21 protein-coding genes and 1 other RNA gene are annotated in these 19,659 nt (G+C 32.4%); 17 read left to right on the top strand and 5 right to left on the bottom strand.

Features of this window, described 5'->3' with window-relative positions; genetic code table 11:
* From FC86_RS05435 to FC86_RS05415, 5 genes are all read left to right on the top strand, one after another.
* A complete protein-coding gene (locus FC86_RS05435) occupies window positions 1-2,802 on the top strand; it encodes an exonuclease domain-containing protein (RefSeq protein ID WP_056975055.1) in 2,802 nt (933 codons plus the stop codon).
* On the top strand, window positions 2,799-3,272 hold the full coding sequence (locus tag FC86_RS05430; protein WP_056975054.1) for a hypothetical protein: 474 nt from the start codon (window positions 2,799-2,801) through the stop codon (window positions 3,270-3,272). The genes FC86_RS05435 and FC86_RS05430 overlap by 4 nt, the downstream gene beginning before the upstream one ends.
* 51 nt (window positions 3,273-3,323) lie before the next feature.
* Window positions 3,324-3,965 (top strand): DnaD domain-containing protein, encoded by a 642-nt coding sequence (locus FC86_RS05425; RefSeq protein ID WP_056975053.1) that lies wholly within the window; start codon window positions 3,324-3,326, stop codon window positions 3,963-3,965.
* A gap of 105 nt (window positions 3,966-4,070) precedes the next feature.
* Window positions 4,071-4,835 (top strand): nicotinamide riboside transporter PnuC, encoded by a 765-nt coding sequence (pnuC, locus tag FC86_RS05420; protein WP_056975052.1) that lies wholly within the window; start codon window positions 4,071-4,073, stop codon window positions 4,833-4,835.
* Window positions 4,836-4,864: 29 nt separating this feature from the next.
* Window positions 4,865-5,494, top strand: coding sequence for an endonuclease III domain-containing protein (locus FC86_RS05415; RefSeq protein WP_056975051.1), 630 nt, complete (start codon window positions 4,865-4,867; stop codon window positions 5,492-5,494).
* A gap of 24 nt (window positions 5,495-5,518) precedes the next feature.
* Here FC86_RS05415 and FC86_RS05410 read toward each other — a convergent pair whose 3' ends face one another.
* Entirely contained in the window at window positions 5,519-7,759 is a 2,241-nt protein-coding gene (locus tag FC86_RS05410; RefSeq protein ID WP_056975050.1) for a transglycosylase domain-containing protein, read from the bottom strand.
* The gene (gene recU, locus FC86_RS05405) at window positions 7,749-8,360 is read right to left on the bottom strand and encodes a Holliday junction resolvase RecU (RefSeq protein WP_056975049.1); all 612 of its coding nucleotides are present in this window, start codon (window positions 8,358-8,360) and stop codon (window positions 7,749-7,751) included. The genes FC86_RS05410 and recU overlap by 11 nt, the downstream gene beginning before the upstream one ends.
* Window positions 8,361-8,434: 74 nt before the next feature.
* Here recU and FC86_RS05400 point away from each other — a divergent pair, with 74 nt between their 5' ends.
* The 6 genes from FC86_RS05400 (at window position 8,435) to FC86_RS05380 (ending at window position 12,426) form a co-directional block, all read left to right on the top strand.
* Window positions 8,435-8,968 (top strand): SLOG family protein, encoded by a 534-nt coding sequence (locus tag FC86_RS05400; RefSeq protein WP_056975048.1) that lies wholly within the window; start codon window positions 8,435-8,437, stop codon window positions 8,966-8,968.
* Between the two features lie 18 nt (window positions 8,969-8,986).
* Window positions 8,987-9,361, top strand: a complete 375-nt coding sequence (gene gpsB, locus FC86_RS05395) for a cell division regulator GpsB (protein WP_056975047.1) — start codon at window positions 8,987-8,989, stop codon at window positions 9,359-9,361.
* 23 nt (window positions 9,362-9,384) lie between these two features.
* Window positions 9,385-9,742: RNase P RNA component class B (rnpB, locus tag FC86_RS06490), an RNA gene on the top strand.
* A 68-nt stretch (window positions 9,743-9,810) separates the two neighbouring features.
* The gene (locus FC86_RS05390; RefSeq protein WP_056975046.1) at window positions 9,811-10,932 is read left to right on the top strand and encodes a THUMP domain-containing class I SAM-dependent RNA methyltransferase; all 1,122 of its coding nucleotides are present in this window, start codon (window positions 9,811-9,813) and stop codon (window positions 10,930-10,932) included.
* 98 nt (window positions 10,933-11,030) lie between these two features.
* Window positions 11,031-11,684: a DUF1643 domain-containing protein gene (locus FC86_RS05385; protein WP_056975045.1), complete on the top strand. Its 654-nt coding sequence runs from the start codon at window positions 11,031-11,033 to the stop codon at window positions 11,682-11,684.
* Window positions 11,665-12,426 (top strand): DUF6994 family protein, encoded by a 762-nt coding sequence (locus FC86_RS05380; RefSeq protein WP_056975044.1) that lies wholly within the window; start codon window positions 11,665-11,667, stop codon window positions 12,424-12,426. Before FC86_RS05385 ends, FC86_RS05380 begins: the two co-directional genes overlap by 20 nt.
* Before the next feature lie 9 nt (window positions 12,427-12,435).
* Here FC86_RS05380 and FC86_RS05375 read toward each other — a convergent pair whose 3' ends face one another.
* Together FC86_RS05375 and FC86_RS06570 are read right to left on the bottom strand one after the other, a co-directional pair.
* Entirely contained in the window at window positions 12,436-13,515 is a 1,080-nt protein-coding gene (locus FC86_RS05375) for an SEC-C domain-containing protein (RefSeq protein WP_156403352.1), read from the bottom strand.
* Between the two features lie 903 nt (window positions 13,516-14,418).
* Window positions 14,419-14,595: a hypothetical protein gene (locus FC86_RS06570; RefSeq protein ID WP_156403351.1), complete on the bottom strand. Its 177-nt coding sequence runs from the start codon at window positions 14,593-14,595 to the stop codon at window positions 14,419-14,421.
* A gap of 200 nt (window positions 14,596-14,795) precedes the next feature.
* On the opposite strand from FC86_RS06570, the gene FC86_RS05360 reads away from it, so the two are divergent.
* Together FC86_RS05360 and FC86_RS05355 are read left to right on the top strand one after the other, a co-directional pair.
* Entirely contained in the window at window positions 14,796-15,272 is a 477-nt protein-coding gene (locus tag FC86_RS05360) for a helix-turn-helix transcriptional regulator (RefSeq protein ID WP_056975040.1), read from the top strand.
* Between the two features lie 444 nt (window positions 15,273-15,716).
* Entirely contained in the window at window positions 15,717-15,914 is a 198-nt protein-coding gene (locus tag FC86_RS05355) for a cold-shock protein (protein WP_056975039.1), read from the top strand.
* 56 nt (window positions 15,915-15,970) lie between these two features.
* On the opposite strand, the gene FC86_RS05350 is transcribed toward FC86_RS05355, so the two are convergent.
* Entirely contained in the window at window positions 15,971-16,153 is a 183-nt protein-coding gene (locus tag FC86_RS05350) for a hypothetical protein (RefSeq protein WP_056975038.1), read from the bottom strand.
* A gap of 354 nt (window positions 16,154-16,507) precedes the next feature.
* On the opposite strand from FC86_RS05350, the gene FC86_RS06620 reads away from it, so the two are divergent.
* The 4 genes from FC86_RS06620 (at window position 16,508) to FC86_RS05325 (ending at window position 19,659) form a co-directional block, all read left to right on the top strand.
* Window positions 16,508-17,167 carry a hypothetical protein gene (locus FC86_RS06620; RefSeq protein ID WP_056975036.1) on the top strand — a complete coding sequence of 220 codons (660 nt, stop codon included), beginning with the start codon at window positions 16,508-16,510 and terminating at the stop codon, window positions 17,165-17,167.
* A 105-nt stretch (window positions 17,168-17,272) separates the two neighbouring features.
* Window positions 17,273-18,028: an NPP1 family protein gene (locus FC86_RS05335; RefSeq protein ID WP_056975035.1), complete on the top strand. Its 756-nt coding sequence runs from the start codon at window positions 17,273-17,275 to the stop codon at window positions 18,026-18,028.
* A gap of 120 nt (window positions 18,029-18,148) precedes the next feature.
* Entirely contained in the window at window positions 18,149-18,862 is a 714-nt protein-coding gene (locus FC86_RS05330) for a metal ABC transporter ATP-binding protein (RefSeq protein WP_236692296.1), read from the top strand.
* Window positions 18,859-19,659 (top strand): ABC transporter permease, encoded by an 801-nt coding sequence (locus FC86_RS05325; RefSeq protein WP_056975034.1) that lies wholly within the window; start codon window positions 18,859-18,861, stop codon window positions 19,657-19,659. The genes FC86_RS05330 and FC86_RS05325 overlap by 4 nt, the downstream gene beginning before the upstream one ends.

Genomic DNA, 19,659 nt, shown 5'->3' with positions numbered 1-19,659 from the left:
ATGCCAAAAAAGGCCACAACTTATGCTGTTGTTGATTTAGAGACAACAGGAACGCATCGTGAAGCTCAAGATCGCGTTATCCAATTTGGTTGTGCGATTATTCAAAAACAAAAGATTGTCAAAACTTATTCTTTTTTGATTAATCCTGGTCGTGAGATTCCAGAGCGAATTACAAGACTAACAGGAATTACCGATGGTGATGTCAAAGATGCACCAAGGTTTGAAGATATCGCATTAAAACTATATAAAATTTTAAAAGGCACTATTTTTGTTGCACATAATGTTAACTTTGATTTACCTTTTTTGAATTACGAATTAGAAAAAGCAGGTATTTCGCCGCTCACAAACAAAGCAATTGATACAGTTGAATTGTCACAAATATTATTACCAACTTGTGAAAGCTTTAAACTCAATGACCTCGCAAAGAGTTTGAATATTAAACATACTAACCCTCACCAAGCGGATTCTGATGCTATTGTAACTGCTAAACTATTGATGAAGCTTCAACGAAAGGCGCGACAGTTACCTTTTGAGACGTTAAAATTATTGTCTGAGTTAGGAAAAGGTTTAACCCGTGAAACGGGTGGTTTTTTTAGAGCAATTTATAATTACAAAAAAAGACGGCCTCAAACGTTAGATAATCAGTATTTTAAAATTAAAGAGTTGGTACTTAAAAAGCAATATCACGTCACTCCTGAAAGTACAGATTTAACTGACTATCCGATTGATGATAGCTGTAAAAAATCACTTTTCAAAGGTAAAATTAGATTTAGGCGTTCTCAAGTTAATATGATGAATCGCATCCATGACTTTTTACAGATAAAAAACAGACATAAACCACTATTTGTGGAAGCTCCTAATGGTAGTGGTAAAACGTTTGCTTATTTATTTAGCTATGTTCACCAGTTATTACCTATGCAAAAATTAGTTGTCGCAACACCAACAACCATCTTACAAAATCAAATTGTCCAGACAGAAGTCCCACAACTTAATCGGATTTTAAAAACTAAGTTTAAAGCAGAAATCGTAAAAAGCTCCCACTATTATCTAGATCTTGATGCGTTCTATCAAACACTGTCAAAAGATAATCAGACAAATTACACATTGACTCTACAACTGAAAATTTTGGTCTGGCTTTTACAAACAGATACAGGGGATTTGAGTGAGTTACAATTAACTAATTATCAAGATCTATTGTTTAATGTTATTCGTCATCCTGGTGATGCGCGTAATGCAACTACATTTAGTGATTATGACTTCTTTAATTTGTCCCGTGAGCGTCAAGAGCAAGCTGACATCTTAATAACTAATCATGCTTATTTAGTTAATCATGCTAATGATATGATTTGGGGACAAACGCCACTACTTGTTGTGGATGAAGCACACCGATTTGCTGAAAATACGACGCACTCTTTATCTGATGGTTTTCAGTTTGAAAGTTTGTGGGGACAATTATCACATATGCAATCTCTACTAACCAATCAACAAATAGGGCTACTTAATGGATTTAAGCAAGACTTGTTTATGTCTAAGGAAATTAACCAAACTCATGCATCTCTTGAAAAATTGATTAAAGTTATCAATGAATTCCAACGTTTCTTGTATCAAGGAATTAAAACGGCAGGCGTTCCAATTTATCGAAGCTTAAAGCAAACAGATTTTGCCGTTAACGGTAATGAATTATTTCAAGATAAAATAATTGCACAAAGTTACTTGACCAGACTTCAAGGACAACTTGAAACCGTAAGAAGAAAGACACTGACGCTAAAAACACAACTGGCTCAACAACGTTATCGTTTGCTCAAAAATGAGTGTGAAGCAATTGATGAACTTAATAAGCTAGTGATTGTTATCGAAACTTATTTACAAAAGTGTTATAGCTTAAATGGAGAAATTAACAAAGAAAAAGATTTAAATGATTTAGGATTTGTTTTACAAAGCTCCAAAGTAGACAATCCCTTAGCTGTTAATTTACGTTGGCTGTTAATTGACCCCATAGAACCAATCCAAGACATCTTAAAAAGCTTTAGTCGTCCCTTATTCATCAGTGCAACGCTCAAACAACAAGATGACTTTAGTTATACTTTGAGTTCATTAGGTTATCAAAAACAAGATGTTCAAACATATGTAGCAAAAGCAACAGGACGTTACCGAGATAATGTTAAAATTGTTGGTGTAAACGATCTGAATGGTATTAAAAATCCAAATGATGATCAATACTTAGAAAATATTAGTGAACTTATCCCAGACATTATTTCAGCAAGTGATAGCCATCATATTTTGTTGTTGTTTACTAATTTAGATAATATTAAAGACGTTTATTATCACATACTAAATGATGAAAGACTAAGTGAGTATGAGGTATTAGCTCAAGGCGTCACAGGCTCTAATGAAAAAATATCTAAACGTTATACTATTGCAACTAAATCAATTTTGCTCGGTGCTAATAGTTACTGGGAAGGTGTCGATTTCAAAAAGGTACAACATGACATGGTGATTGTGACACAGCTACCATTTGAATCACCAGATCGTGCTGATGTTAAATTACGTCAAAATAATTTAACTAACCCTTTTAAAGAAGATACTCTACCTAGAGCTTTGATTAGATTTCAACAAGGATTTGGCCGGTTAGCCCGAAAAGAAAATAGTAAAGGTGTTTTTGTTGTATTAGACCCTCGTTTTTATGAGTCTCCTTATGCCACACTATTTCAAAAAAGTTTGCATAAACTACCTATCAAGTTTTTAGATAATAGTCAGTTAGTGAACTATTTAAAACAAACAAGCAATAGAGGGAAACAATGAAAAAGATAATAGCAATCTGTGTGGGTTTTTTCGTCTTTATAACAGTAGGTGTTGCTTTGATTTATATTTCAGCCACACATATTAATCGTATAGAAAGAACTCAAGTAGCCGATATTGTTTATGAAAAAACACCTATCAAAACAATTGATGATTACTATCAATTATCTAGAGACGTTAAGTCATTAGCTGTAAGTGGGAAAGATGATAAGCAAGAAAATTATTACATGATTTACTTGCCAGATGAGAAAGCGGCACATTTGTATAAAAATGACGAAGGAAAATCAAAAGAAGAGATTACCAATACTTTTAGAGCCAATCATCCGAATAGAATTATCGAAAAAGTTAATTTAGGTTGGTATCATGACCAACCTACTTGGGAGATAACATTTAAAAATAATGATAATTTATGGGGATATGTATTGTATTCTTTCAATGATGGTGGAGAAGTAAGTTATATTGACAATATTTAGAAGCTGAATCCTAATGGATTCGGTTTTTTAATTGAATAGGGAGATTACGTTATGGAAAACAAAAGTTTATTATTATATCAGCAAGGATTTAGTTCAATAAGTCAGGCGCTATTAAATTATTATACTAAAATTAACATTAGTGATTTAGAATTGATTGTACTTTTGCAGCTTGAAAAATATCGACAAAATGGCGACTTTTTTCCAAGCAATAATGAGATTAGTCAACATACTAATTTAAGTGCCCATGACATAGGTCAAGTACTTCAAAGCTTAATTAATAAAGAACTAATTGAAATTATCCAAACAACAGACAAAATTAATAAAATTGAAACGCAATATCGGATGGATAATTTGTATGAAAAGCTAATTGATTATATGGATAATTATATTTGTGAAAGCAAGTCTGAAACCGAAGAAGTATTGGTTGAGTCTGATCACCAAGATGGACTGTCATATGTTATGAGACAATTCGAAATAGAGTTTGGTCGCTTGTTATCTCCAATTGAGCGTGAAATGATTCAGTCTTGGCTGATAGAAGATGGGTATAATGAAGAAATTGTTATTTTGGCACTGAGAGAATCTGTTTTGGCACAAGTATATAATTTCAAATATATCGATAAAATTCTGTTAAATTGGCAAAAAATGAATTTAAAAACACCACAGCAAGTTAAACAATATCAACAAAAATTTTAAAATCAGTGAAATATCCAAAAACAATCGATTTATGTTTTAATAATAAGTAAAATGATTTTGAAAACCTATTTATTGTATTTATAAAAACAAAATGAGGAGCTTACTATGAAAAATAAACAATGGTTTCATCAGCAAATAACCTACTTAAAAGAAGGATCCCAAACAGTATTTTCAATAAAAGACAATCTAAAGGAACTAGGGGCCTTAACTACTAAAGAATATGGCTTACTAGCTTTGATGCTTTTGGCAACGATTTTATCATCAGTCCTAAGCGGTGGGTTAGGAACAACAATGGGAATTATTACGTTAGTTTGTTCTATTGCTACAGCGCTTAACCTGATTTTGATTGATAGAGGATTTATTACGAACTATATATGGGGGATTTTAGCTGCCTTGGTATGGTTAATAATCGCTTTTGAGAATCGATTATTTGGTGATATTGCAAGTCAACTTTACTATTTTGTGATGCAATTTATTGGAATCATTGAATGGCAAAAGTCAAAAAGCCAACGTCATAGTGATTTTGTGGAATCAAAGTCTATTAACAAAACAATGGCAGCAATCATGACTGTTGTCACAATTGTCGTTTATTTGTTTATTGTTTACACATCTTATCAATTAGGTGGAAATCAAGTTTGGCTAGATGCAGCATTACTACCACTAGCACTTGTTGCACAATTATTAATGACATATGGTTATAAGTCTCAATGGATTGTTTGGATTATCATTAATGCATTGAATGTTGTTATTTGGTCAATTCAACTATCACAAACAGATTCTTCTTCGACTGTCAGTATGCTAGTACTGCAAATTGTCATGTTGATTAATTCGTTATATGGTGCTTATGTGTGGTACAAACAAGCACAATAAACTGAAGGAAAAAAGGAAGTCATTTACCAATGGCATATTTAAGTCAAAAAAAAGCCAAAATGGTTTTAAATAAAATATTAGCTACATACCCTGATCAAAAAGCATCCCTAGATTATCACAGTCCTTTTGAGTTCTTAATAGCTGTGATGTTAAGCGCACAAACAACTGATAAAGCTGTTAATAAAGTAGGTCCTGACTTATTTTCAATACTAAAAGAACCAGCTGATATTAAACATTTAACGGTAGCTGATATTGAAAATAAAATTAAACGTTTAGGACTCTATCACAATAAAGCGAAAAACATTTATAATTTGTCACATATGCTTTTAGATCAGTTTGATGGACAAGTACCCAAGACAAAAAAAGAATTGCTAAAACTGCCAGGAATAGGGATTAAAACAGCTAATGTTTTTTTGGCTGAAATTTATCAAGTACCAGCCATAGCTGTTGATACACATGTTGAAAGAATTGCTAAGCAATTTAAAATGGTGTCTAAAAAAGCTACGCCACTGCAAGTAGAGGAATACTTAGAAAAAATAGTGCCTCAAACAGACTGGATAGCGATGCATTTAGCCTTAATAACATTTGGTCGAAACAATCTCCCAGCAAAATATAAAGACTTAGATCCTTATCCATTTTTAGATAATAAAAAGCCATAGAGAAAATTCTCTATGGCTTTTTTGTTACTCACCTGTATTATTTTGATTATCATTTCGGTTATTATTATCAGGTTTTTCTTCCTCACGTGATTGTGGAGAAGTGACATCCGTATTTTGATTATCATCATTAGTAGCATGACTGCTGCTTGAAGATGAGCGATCATTTCTTGAACTTTCAGAAGATTCAAAAGAACTTGATTGCGATGATGACTGTCTAGTAGATGAAGAACTTACAGACGGAGTCTCTGTTACTTGTGGTGCATATCCTTTAACATGTAGACCTGTCCCAACACGTTCCACGGAACTAGGCTGTTTCCAATCTGAGTTGGAAACATCTTGACTAAGATATTGCATCATATTGCGATAAAGTAACTGAGCAGAATTGCTTTCAGTACCTCGTATTGTACCGTCGCCGATGTTGTCATATCCTGTCCAAATACTCATAACATAATTTTTACTATAACCTGAAAACCATGAATCTTTTGGTGTTGAAGCGTAGTTTGGATATTTAGCTAGCTCTTCTGGAGAATACTGAACCGTACCAGTTTTACCTGCTTGAGATAAGCCAGAAATGTAGGCGCTTGATCCGAATTGTCCGGGTTGAATAACACCTTTTAACATATCGGTAATCATGTAAGCAGTTGATTCTTTCATGACACGAACACCAGTACTATTATACGTCTCAACATTACCATCAGCTGATTCAACTTTTTGAATGTAAGTTGGTTGATAATAAGTTCCGCCATTCGCAAATGTAGCATAGCCAGCTGCTAGTTGGAGAGATGAAATGTCTGCACCAATACCGACAGAAAGACCAGAATTTTTATCAATATCTATTCCCATTGCTTTAACAAAGTCACTAGCTTTTGAAATACCAACCTCTTGAAGTGTTTTAACAGCAGGGACATTACGAGATTGAACAAGAGCTGTCTTCATACTAATTAGTCCCATATATTGCATATCCCAATCATAAAGTTGAACATTTGTTCCAGGATAAATATATTTACTATCGTCTAAGTATTTAGATGTGGACCAGTTAAGATACTCAATTGCCGGTGCATAATCCAGTAAAGGCTTAATGGTAGAACCAGTGCTACGTGTTTGTTGAACGGCTCTGTTGTAACCGAATTGGACATTATCTTGGTTACGGCCACCAATCATTGCTACGATTCCACCTGTATTAGGATCAACAACTGTTGCACCGACTTGTAGAAGTCCTTTACTTGAACCAGAGTTACTAAATGAAACTGCACCATTATTAGCTAAATTATAAAGTCTCTTTTGAGCATCGTAATCCATATTCAAAGTGATTTTTAAGTTGTCTTGGTAGGGATTATAATTTAACTTTTGTGCTTCTGTTAGAGCTTCTTTAATATAAGCATCTGTAATGGCATTATTGGAATCTTGTGTTTTATGACTGTTTTGGTCAACTAGTCCATCTGTAATTGGTGTGTTAATAGCTTGTTGATATTGATCTTGCGTAATTTTTTGGTTTTCAAGCATTTCACTTAAAACCAAATTGCGGCGTTTTAAAGCATTATCAGGATAAACATAAGGATCATAATTAGTAGGGGCATTCGGCATAGCTGCCATTAAAGCAATTTGTGGCAAACTAAGTTGCTTTAATTCTTTACCATAGTAATATTTGGCACCAGTACCAACACCATAATTACCGTAGTTCATATAAACTTTGTTAAGATAAAACTCTAGAATTTGGTCTTTAGAATATTCTCGTTCTACTTGCATAGCTAACCATGCTTCTTGAGCTTTACGACGAAGTGTTCGTTGATCTGAACTAGTTGAAAATGATGTTAATTTGACCAACTGTTGTGTGATAGTACTACCACCAGATGCAGCACTACCACTTTTAATGTTTCCTAATGCACTAGTGATTATACGAATTGGATCAATTCCTAATGATTGTTGATAGAACCTTCTATCTTCAATTGATACAATAGCATCTTTCATTATTTGAGGAATATTCTCGTTAGTAACGTAATCTCGTTCTTGAGTGCCAATGCTTCTAACAAAAGTTCCATTTTTGTCATAAATTTGTGTTGATCCACCAGATTGAAGTTTGTCTTGTGTAATGGCTGGTGCATCTTTTGCATAAAAGGCAAATAAACCGATACCACAAACCAAGAAAAACGTTACAATCATCAAGAACCATTTTGTAATTCTAACCCATAAGCGAGATTTCTTTTTCGCTTTTTTAGGAGTTTGTTGAGGTGCGCGCTTACGTTTCAATTCTTTATTATTTGTCATATTCAATCCTCTGTATTAAATTATTAATAGTTTCCAAATAAGGTAGTGTTGGCCGAAATCCAGGATAAAATTCGATGCCGTAGTCTATGATTTCATTTAATTTAATAGATTTACGACTGTCTTCTTGGTTGCGCCAATGCTTAATTAATCTTGAAGCAGGGTAAGAGAAGTATCGATTTAAACTGGTAAACTTAATAATCACAAAACAAATACCTTTTTGAGATAAACAATTCTCAAAATGCGTAATTTGATGTTGATGAAAATTTTTGAGGGGAAAAGAGGTCTTGTTTCGTGTTTCTTTAGCCTCAAAATCAACATAATACCCGTTATAAACACCATTATAATCAGTAGTAGAAGCTTGTCTGAAGTAGGCTTCTTTAATCACTGCTCGACTACGCTTTGGATAGTCAACATTGACTATTTGAATAGGCGTGGGTTTTTTGTGAATCACAGCGATTCCCTTATGAAGATAGTGATCGTTGCTGTCATTAATCTCTTGTTCTAAAGACATGCCACGTTTTGAAAACGAAAAAGCATTGGCCGTGCTACTGTCTTTAGAAAACGAAGAGGGGCCACCGCCACCATTGGGGTAGTTGATCATAGTTGTATCACGCTCCTTATTGCATTATATCAATAAATAAACAAATTTAAAAATTACAAATAGTGGAGGACAAAATGAGAATTTGGCTAACAGGATATAGAGGGTTCGAGCTCAATATTTTTAAAGATGATGATCCAAAATCTAAGATTATCAAAAATGTTATCAAACAACGACTAATTAATCTAGCAGAAAATAATGAATTAGTCTGGGTTATTACAGGAGGACAATTAGGAATAGAGCAACTTGCATTATCTGCTTCCTTAGAGCTAAAGGAAGATTATAATATCAAAACTGCCATGCTTTTACCATATGAAGGGTTTGGATCAAGATGGCATGAAAAAAACCAGCAAGTACTTTCAAATTTAAAAAATAGGGTTGATTTTTGTAAGGTAACAACCAATAATAAGTATCAAGGGCCTTATCAACTGAAAGCTTATCAACAATTTGTTTTAAAACATACTGATAAGGCGTTGTTAGTCTATGACCCTGAGTATCCAGGAAAACCAAGCTATGATTATGAAGCAGTCAAAAATCATCAAAATTATCATGCTTATGAACTTGAATTAATTGATTTTTATGATTTACAAGATGCAGCAGATCAAGCTTAATTTATAGGAGGTTAGACTGTGGAAGATAAAAATAAAGCACGTTATGAAGGCGTTCAATTCTCAGTATATGACATTTTAGAAAAACAATTCAGTCAAGCTAGAAAAGGTTATGATAGTGATGAAGTTAATGATTTCTTAGATAAAATTATTGAAGACTATCAAGTTTATAACCAAAAAATCGATGCACTGGCACAAAAAATTGATCAACTTCAAACCAAAAAAGAAGAGTTAGAATCACAAAATCATGACAGTAATTATAGTGACGGACTTGAAACACCAGCTTCAACGAATTTTGATATTTTGAAACGTTTAAGTAAATTGGAAAGCCAAGTTTACCAATTACAACAGCAACAAAGTCAAGAAAATCACAGTTTTTCTGACAATCCATACTAAAATATGGTATGATATAAAATGTAGGTTTTGAGCAATCGCGGTAATCTTTATGATTGCTGAGGAAAGTCCACGCCCGCACAGGCTGAGATGCCTGTAGTGTTCGTGCTTGGCCCAATAAGCCCTGGGACTTCTTTTGAAGTTACGGCAGTTAAAGTGCTAAGGTCTTTGACTATGCATGACTAGCTTGAAAGTGCCACAGTGACGTAGCAATATTGGAAACTTTATTGGTGGAACGAGGTAAACCCCGCGAGCGAGCAACCCAAACATTGGTAGGGGCGCTTCATTTAAGTAAATGAACTAAAAATGAAGGTAGAAATACAGATAGATGATTGCTGAAGGTATTTTTCCTAGAAATACTGGAACAGAACGTGGCTTATAGAAATTTACATAGGATAATAAGTTGAGCTTAATGCTCAGCTTTTTTTTTGAAAAAGTAAGGATGTTAAAAAATGAGTTATCAATTATTTACAACAATGGCTAGTGGATTTGAATCACTAGTTAAACAAGAACTACAAGACTTAGGTTATGAAGTCGAAACAGAAAACGGTCGTGTCTTCTTTGAAGGTGAACAAGAAGATATCGCAAAAACTAATTTATGGTTACGTGTTGCTGACCGTGTTAAAATTCTAATTAAAGAGTTTAAAGTGACAACTTTTGAAAAACTTTACGATGAAATCAACGAAATTGATTGGGCTGAACTAATCCCAGTTGATGGGGCATTTCCTGTACAAGGTAAGAGTGTGCGTTCAAAGTTACACCACGAACCTAGTATTCAATCTGTTACCAAAAAAGCCATCGTTAACAAAATGGCAGAACAATATCACAGACGTGGTGTCTTGCTAGAAAACGGGGCAACATACCCACTTGATATTACGATTACAAAAGATGTTGCCAGAGTATCTTTAGATACAACAGGGGCTAGTTTATTCAAACGTGGCTACCGTACTGAGCATGGGGAAGCACCATTGAAAGAAAACTTTGTAGCAGGGCTACTGGGTCTAACAAAGTACGATGGTTCTCAATTATTAGTTGATCCTATGACTGGTTCTGGAACAATTCCAATTGAAGCAGCGATGAAAGCGCGTAATATTGCACCAGGAATGAAACGTGAGTTTGCTTATGAACAGTTTGACTGGTTCGATAATACTTTACTTGAAAAAGCACTTGTTGAAGCTGAGGAAGCAATTGATCGAGATATTAAACTTCAGATTGAAGCCTTTGATATTAACCAAGAAATGATTGAAATTGCAAAGCTTAATGCTTATGATGCAGGGGTCTTGCATGATATTGAATTCAAACAACGTGCTGTGAAAGACTTCAAGACAGATGTTGAAGAAGGAATTATTATCGCTAACCCACCATATGGTGTACGTATGAAAGAAATTGAAAGTGTACGTAAACTTTATAAAGAGATGGGACAAGTCTTTAATCCATTAACTCACTGGAGCAAATATATTCTGACAAGTGACTTAAGTTTTGAGAAGTTCTATGATCAAAAAGCAACCAAACGCCGTAAGCTATATAACGGCCGTTTAAGAACCGATTTATTCCAATTTTGGGCTAAAAGATAACAAAAAAGCAGCAGTCTACTCAGATGAGTGGGCTGCTGCTTTTTTGGAATTATGGTATATTGGTAATACAATAAAATAATTATGGAGAGTGTTTTAAAATGGTTGAACACGAAGCAAAAAATCAAATTGAATATAGTGAAGAATATGTAGAAAAAGATAAAATTGAATGTCGTCGCGAAGCAAAAAATAAAGTCAGTGCGAGATATTATTTGACTATTGTTTTCAAGGATTTAGAGAATAATCCTGATTCTCGAAAAGATGCGATTGTTATTTATATGATGAATCCCAGCTGTTCCAATGAAAAAAAATCAGACGCAACAACTAATAAACTAATAAAACGCTTTTATTTTCAATATAAGAAAATGATATTAATAAATACAATCCCTTTTGTGAAAACCAAAATTCACACAGGAGCAGATAAAAAAGAAATACTGAATATATGTAATAATAATAAAGAGATGATATTACGTAATCAAGAAATTATTTCGTCCATTATACATCGTCATCCTAATGCACCTATATTAATCGCTACCGGAAGTTTAAAGATGAAAATCATGAATCAAGAGTATTTTGATTTTATACAGAAATATAATAATTTGTATGTTTTTGGGAATTCCAAAGAAAAGTTCATTGAAAATACAGGTTACCCTTCTCATCCTATAAGACTAGCGTTAGCAAGAAAAGATAAGAACGATAAATACGTGTTTGATTTATTAAGAAAAGAAGAAATAGATGGATATGTTATTAACTGAGTATATCAACAACAAAACAATAACAATAGATACATTTAAAAAAGACAAACGATACGCTATTCGTTATGACTTTTTAAAAGAATCTATCAGACCAGATAATAGTAAGCTTATTCGAGCAATCAATGCAACGCTTTTTTCATGGTATGATTCTAAAATACACACTGGAGACTCGATGAACACTTATCGAATGGCTATTAAGTATTTTTACAAAAAAAGTTTTACCAACCTTGATAGAGAGTGTCAACTAAAAATAATAAAAATAATTAGGCAAAAGGGTCAATACAACGATAATCATTTATTTGAATTTGATGATATCAACGATAAATCTAAAAGATATATTTGCAACAATTATCAACTGGGTAATTTCATTTTCTTTCCGTCAACTTTCAAAGTGTGTGATTGCAAAGAAAAGTGTATATGTAGTTATAAAATAAATCCCTGCCGTAGTTATAATCCATACAATGATTTTTTCGATAAGTTTTTAAAAGAACTAAAACGATTTTATCAAAATACTTTACCTTCAAAGACAAATTTGCAGAAGGCTACACATAGAGCTAATAGTTTTTTTAATTACTTTAATAATTTTGAAGATTATATAAACAAAAACTTTTTGAATGATTACCTAGATAAAAGAGGAAACATTATTGCACTTTCAGAAAAGAAAAATTTTGAGGAGTATGTTGAAGCAGCAAGTAGTATTATTCAAGCTAGAGGCAGAAAAATGCTAAGTTGTCTTGAATAAAAGAAACTATTACATTTTCAAATTAAACAAGCGAATATTTTGAGCTGCTATTGTTGTTTCTATCCTATCTTGTATTGTGAAAGAGGCAGTTCCTACAAATGCTTTTAGAAGTAATCTTCTTTGTTTTTCTTCTAAATTATCAATTGTTTTAGGTGAGAAATATATATTTTCACTAAATTGTGATAAACAATAAGTTATATAATCAAAAACCGTATCAGTAGATACTGTCTTTAAAGAATCTATAATATTATCATAGCAACTATCTTCTTTAAAGCGAGATACTATCAGCAAAGTTGTTTCTTTTTGGGGAAGTACAGATATAAACAGAGAAGGAATAACCAGTTGTTCATCATAATTGTATATATCAGCAGCAGGATGTCCTCTTGGATCAATGTCAACTCCCACTGCTGTGGTAGCTGTAAAGCCAACTTTGAAATTTAACTCCTTTGAGAATGTCTCTAAACTATCAAATTGATTGTTGTCATATACTTTTTTGAATTTTTCGAACTCTATATTAGAATCTTTAATTGTTAGTTCTAATTCCTGATATTTATAATAAAATAATGGATTTTGAGTTAATTGTGGGTTATCACGACATACGTAGGAATAAAATTTTTTTAATCTATATAGTCTATGGGTTTCTAATGCCCACGCTCGATAAGCATACCAAAAATTTTGTTCAGATGTATTCTTATATTTTTCATCTTCAATTTTTGTAAAGTAAATTTCATCATGATATTTGCAAAATCCGTTAAATGTACTGGCTTGATTTTTTCCGATTTTTTTAAATTCCAGTCCTTTATTTTGATTGGTTGCAAGCTCATAAACATGATTATCCTCCGATATTTCTTTTAAGACACCATTATTTTGGAGAGAATGTGCATCGATAAAACCATAATTACATTGATCATCAAAAGAAAAGCATTTTTTGAAATTAGATTTTCTATATTTATTTCTCATATCAAACATTAACTGTCCTAAACTTGAATGATTACTACGATTATTTTTACTTTTTTTAAAACAGCAAAATTTGTATTTTTTTCCACTATCACAGGGGCAAGGTTCATAAGGTTTAAATATTTTAACCATCTCCTTTATATAATTTAAACATTTTATATATACTATATTATCTGAAAACCTAAATTTATAGTATCGAATTTTTAAAGATGTTAAACAATTGAACGTCAAACTTAAACTAAAAGAGGATCCTTAACTAATTTAAAGGGTATTAAACGGTTACTTTATAAATTTGTAACAAATTCAACGGAAGGGTATGAATACGCGAGGGGATTTAACCATAGCGGAAGAGGGATTATTTTTTAAGCCACACTTTTTAAACTTTCATAGAGATCCACAATTTATTCCGTCATCAGAGATAGTGACTGTCACAGAAGACCCTAAAATCTCTAAAATGATAACGGTAACTACTGACAACAATTTCTATACTTTTATTGTGTTCAAACGAAAAGAAGTAAAGTCACTGATTGATGAAATGATTGTTCAGTAATAGTTATTTGATGATTTCAATGGAAGAAAGAGGCACTTCATATGTATAAAAAATACTATTTTGTTGCTATAAACCTCTTAGCTGGATTTGCACTTATCAACCATTTGAATCCCAGTACTAGTACATTTTTATCGGTATTACTTTTGTGTATTGTGTTTATAGCGTGGTTCGGAGTATTGAAACATGAGCAAATTAGACCTATATTTCAAAAATTTTTTCAACGTGTTCCCGATAAATATTTATACTTATCGGTATTTTTGATAATGATGATTTTTAATCTGCTACTATTTCAAAAGGAATATGTTAGTTCTTTGAACAGTTGGTTTTATATTTTCGATTCTCTTACAGTTGTATTATCAGTATTTGGGTTAATAAGAATAATAGTTGATACTATATTAAAAGCAAAAAAGAGTTCATCAGCTAAGTAGCTGATGGACTCTTTTTGATTTCTTTACGATGCTTTGGAAGTCTTAACAAGACCTCAATTACTTTTCTTTTCTCCAAAAGAAGAAGTAATTAAATGTATTCAAAATGATAATTATTAAGCTTAGAATATTAGTTAACATATTGTTATGGATAAAAAATATATTGAGTAATACTAACACAAACAACATTGCAGATGTTAATCCAATAATTACACGGAACTTTTCTGAATGATTCATAAAAAACGTCCTCCTTGTTTATTAGATATGAGTATAACATGTGAAGTTAGACTAATCGACTATATATCTTTTCAAACTTAATTGTGGCTGTTGATAGAAGGCATCGGATAATCCTTTTCGATTTATTCAACTTAGTATATAATATTTCTATAAAAATAAACTATTAGGTTGGGGGATTTATTGTCGAATTTAGTGAAAAAATGAAATATATCCGAAAGTATCATAAACTCACACAAGAGCAGTTAGCTCAAGAGTTAAATGTTTCTCGCAAAACGATATCAGCGTGGGAAAATGATCGCGGAATTCCAGACTATCACTTAGTCAAGTATATTGAAGGTAAATTCCAGATTTTAAACGATTGTTTATTAGATAACAACAAACCCTTGTTCATGGATTCTAGAGAATTAAAAAACGAATTTAAAGATAAGATTAAATGGGTTTTATATATTGAGATAATTTTTATCTTTTTGGGATATTTAACTTTATTTAAAATTTATAACAACACAATTAATACAATCATATTAATAATAGCAACACTCTATTTAAGTAAAAATATCCAAAGCTATTATCCACAAAGTAAATCTCATTCTATAACAAAAATAGGTATATTTTTAATTCATATTTTAGTAGGTATCTTGAAACTAGCTGAATATATTTCAAAGTATATGTTTAGATGAAAATATTTATTATATATGTGGATTAGGTATATCGTTAGTAATAGTCAGTTTCACGGTAACCTGTGCGCTTGTGGTAACACTAAGAATACTAACTATTCTTAAATATGAATGATAAGAAGTCATTAGTTAAATAAAAGAAGAAGTGCAGGATAGCTCTCATTAGGAGTAGGTGGATTTTTTTGCTGGAATTGCTGCAGAGTTAAATCATGTTAACTCTCTTATATCCATTGTAAGTTGTTAAAATTTAACAAGAAAACAAATATTTTCACGACCTTTTATAAAAAATGAGTAGCATTAGTTTTTATCTCGTGTTATACTACGTATGTAATTGATTTTGAAACGTGAACTGTGATGTTATACATTATATATAATTTTTACTTTTACTTATCAAATATTCATTGCAACAAATCGCATATTTAAATATGCAACAGGAGGAAATTATATATGGTTAACGGAACAGTTAAATGGTTTAACGCTGACAAAGGTTTTGGTTTTATCACTCAAGAAAATGGCGAAGATGTGTTTGCTCACTTCTCAGCTATTCAATCAGATGGATTCAAAACTTTAGATGAAGGTCAAAAAGTTACTTTCGATATCGAACAAAGTGACCGCGGTCCTCAAGCAGTTAACATCCAAAAATAATTAAAAAAGAGCCTTACAGGCTCTTTTTTTGTGTCTAAAACACTAAAAAATCAAGCTTATTCAGCTTGATTTTTATTTTTGCTTCGAATATATGAATAAATTAAATTCCAAAGAATAATAATTAGGGTGCCAACAATTAAAGTAGGGGTAGATACATCGTAACCTAACAGTCTAATTACTAAGTAAAAACTCATCATAAAAGCCACTGATGTTAATAGAGCATAAAAAATTTTCTTCATTTTTTATTTTTCTCCTGTTTAGAATCTGAATTCCTATTATTTTTACTAGGTAAAGGGAATATGACAGTTAATCCTGAAACAAAAAGTAATAATGGGATTGTAATTTTTCTTTCTAGTATGAAAGCAAAAACACCTGAAAATATAACTGTCAGACCTGTATAAAAGTGGAATTTAGAGCCAATATGTGACGATTTACGACTGCAGTAATTATAGAATCGATTAAACATTACTTCCTCCTCTGAAATTAATTAATAACATTATATCATGCTAATTAATTCAAAAACTAGAATACTGACAGAGTTTGTGCTACGGTATACGCGAAAGTTGGATTATTCGTATAGGGGGATTTTAATAATGAATTTTAAAAAAGTAGCTGTACTTACAACAGGTGTCTTAGCATTAGGTGGGATTGGACTATCGATGACACAGCACTTATCTGTGCAAGCCGATACCACAGAAACCAACCACTTAATTGAACATAATATTGGAAATACAAACTACATAGAAACAAAATCATTAATTGTCACACAAATTAACGATAAGTTTAACCAGTTATCTCAAGCAATCACTCAGTTAAATCAAGAAAAATTATCAGATGGTACTTATCAAGAACAAATTAATGGGTTATTAACCGAGTATAATGGTGCTAGTATTTCTTTAAATGTACCTCAAACTAGTTTTGAGAATGCCGGCATTGGGTTTAGTAATATGAGAAGTGATATAACAATTAGTATTGTCAATAATGAAGTTACGGTACAAGGAAATAATATTGAAACGCTTAATATTTTAAGGACAGCCTTTCATGATTTAGGGACTTATAACCACTTTTTCGGTAATCTTACTGGAGCAGAATCCTATGGCTCACTTTCACTCACATCAAGATCATTGACGCCTTACTTAGCACCAGTTTTAAGTGCAGTTAATGTATCTGCAGATGAATTGATGGCGGTAGGTGATAGCTATCAAAATATGATTGGAACAGGTCAGACAAAGGGCAGTGTGACATTAAAGTGAGCATTGATGTAAAGAAGTTACTTCTAGGTAACTTCTTTTTTTTACCTTAAAAATATTAAACAAATATGATAAACTATATAACTAACAATAAGGAGGAGAAAGACTATGAATAAGAAAGTTGTCACAATTTTATCAGCGGTTGCATTAGGACTTAGTGCATCCCTAATTAATCAATCCTCACAACCAGCTTCAGCTGCAGTGATTGATCATAATAAAGTGGTAGGATTTAAAGAAACAAATCCGTCAAATTTAACAGAACAAATTGAAAAGAAATATAAGCCTGTATTAAAGGTTTATAGTGGAGCTGTGCCATTCCCAGCAGTTGATGCTGCAGGTAATACCAGCGGGGGCTTACAAGCTTCAGGAACACCTAGTGGAAATGCTAGCAAGAGTACTGGACAAGTGTATGCACGTTCAGGCTGGTATCAAGGTAAATGGGCAATCATGTATTCTTGGTACTTCCCAAAAGATGAACCAGACTCACGCATTGGCGGTCACCGTCATGATTGGGAAAATATTGTCGTTTGGTTAGATAATCCAGCTAACAAAAACCCTAAAGTTCTGAAAGTCTCTTATTCTGCACATGGTGGCTATACGAGTTACGGTTATAGTGGCAAGACCTTCAAAGGAAATACACCTCTAGTCGGCTATGACAATATGAAACCCGTTCCTAAGTTTGTCGATCACTCACTTTCACCATCTAATGGCGAAGTTGGTGGGAGCCAGCCTTTAATTGGTTGGGATGATTTAACACCAGCTGCACGTAATGCCTTAAACAATACAGATTTTGGTAAAGCTAATGTGCCATTTAAAGACGCCAATTATCAAAATAATCTTAAAAAAGCACTTGCCAGTTGGTAAACTTTTTCAAAAACCGCTAACAATATTGTTAGTGGTTTTTATATTAAATAAATTAATGTTTACTTAATTATATTTTAATGTTAGCATCTAAACTATCTTTTACTATCAAGGAGGAATTGATTGAAGATTACAACAAATCAGCTAGCCATCGGCTATGATCAAACAAAAGTGGTTACTAATTTGCAATTTGAGCTACTTGAAGGGGATTTCATTGCTTTAGTAGGTGCTAATGGTGCAGGAAAGTCAACCTTACTGAACTCATTGATTGGGATTTTGCCAACAGTTTCAGGAGAACTTAGTTGGGAATTCGATACTCATCAGAATCGAAATCCTATGACTCATGTAGGTTTTAGCCCACAAAGCCAATTGATGGATTGGTATACTACTGTTTATGATAATGTCATGTTAGGTCCTTTACTAGCAGGATTTACTAAAAAAACAGCTCAACAAAAATCAGAGGAGGCACTTAAGCTACTTGATATTTATCAATTAAGAAATAATCCAGTTGATCATTTATCTGGCGGACAGCAACAAAGAGTCCAGATTGCTCGTGAAATTGCACGTGATCCAGATATTTATCTACTAGATGAACCCACAACGGGATTAGATGTTGAAAACGCAGAAAGTTTATTCACATTTTTGAATCAAAAAGCAAAAGAAGGTCGAATTGTCTTAACATCTTCACATGATTTAACTTTACTAGATAAGTACAGTGACAAAATTCTGTTTATTGATGAGGGCAAGCAACAGTTTTTTGGAACAATTACAGACTTTATCGCCGATTCAAATTTAAACTTGAGAGAGAAATATTTGAAGGAGCGTGAAGTGAAATAAATCCAATGAATTTTAGGCACCACTCATTAGGTATAAAATCAATTTTAATTGTAGCTAGCAATGAATGGAAGGCTTTTAGAACTAACAAGGGCTTGCTGTTATCGATGTTTATGCAACCCTTAATGTTGTATGGCTTACTAGTATCAGCCCTTGGGCTCAGTATTCAAACCGTTAACTATCAAGGTATCGTCGTTTCTTATGCACAATATGCATTAATTGGGATTTTCTCATTCTTTATGACGACACAAATGTCGCAAGCTATGTATCGCTCTTCAGTCGATAAACAATTTGGACTTTTAGCCATTAAGTTTATGAACGGGGTACAACCTTGGCATTATTTAACAGGAATGAATTTTTTTCCCTCAATAGGTTTTATTTTTCAATGTAGTGTTTTATTGGTACTCGGATTAATAACAGGTGGCATTTATCAGATTGTCTATTTCTTATTAGCTGTTTTGTTTGGGATTATTTTATTAGAATTTTGGTCATCCCTTGGGATTTTGTTAAGTACTAAAATCTCTGATTATCAAAAAAGAGATTTAGTAATGACGTTAATTTTCACACCCATTTCTTATGCAGCACCAACATTATATGTTTTGTCGGATAATTCATCTATTTTAATTAAATTGATTGCAGCTATTAATCCTTTAACTTATCAATTAAATGCCTTGAGAAGTATTGCTTTTGGTATCTTTGATTTGAAAACGATACTGATTTCAGTAGTATTGTCACTAGTAATGGTTTTATTGGCACAATCTATTTTAAAACGAATGAAATTAACACTAGCAGAACGATAG

Source organism: Holzapfeliella floricola DSM 23037 = JCM 16512 (genome assembly GCF_001436605.1).
Lineage (GTDB): Bacteria > Bacillota > Bacilli > Lactobacillales > Lactobacillaceae > Holzapfeliella > Holzapfeliella floricola.
This window is presented reverse-complemented; position numbering and strand designations above follow the sequence as displayed.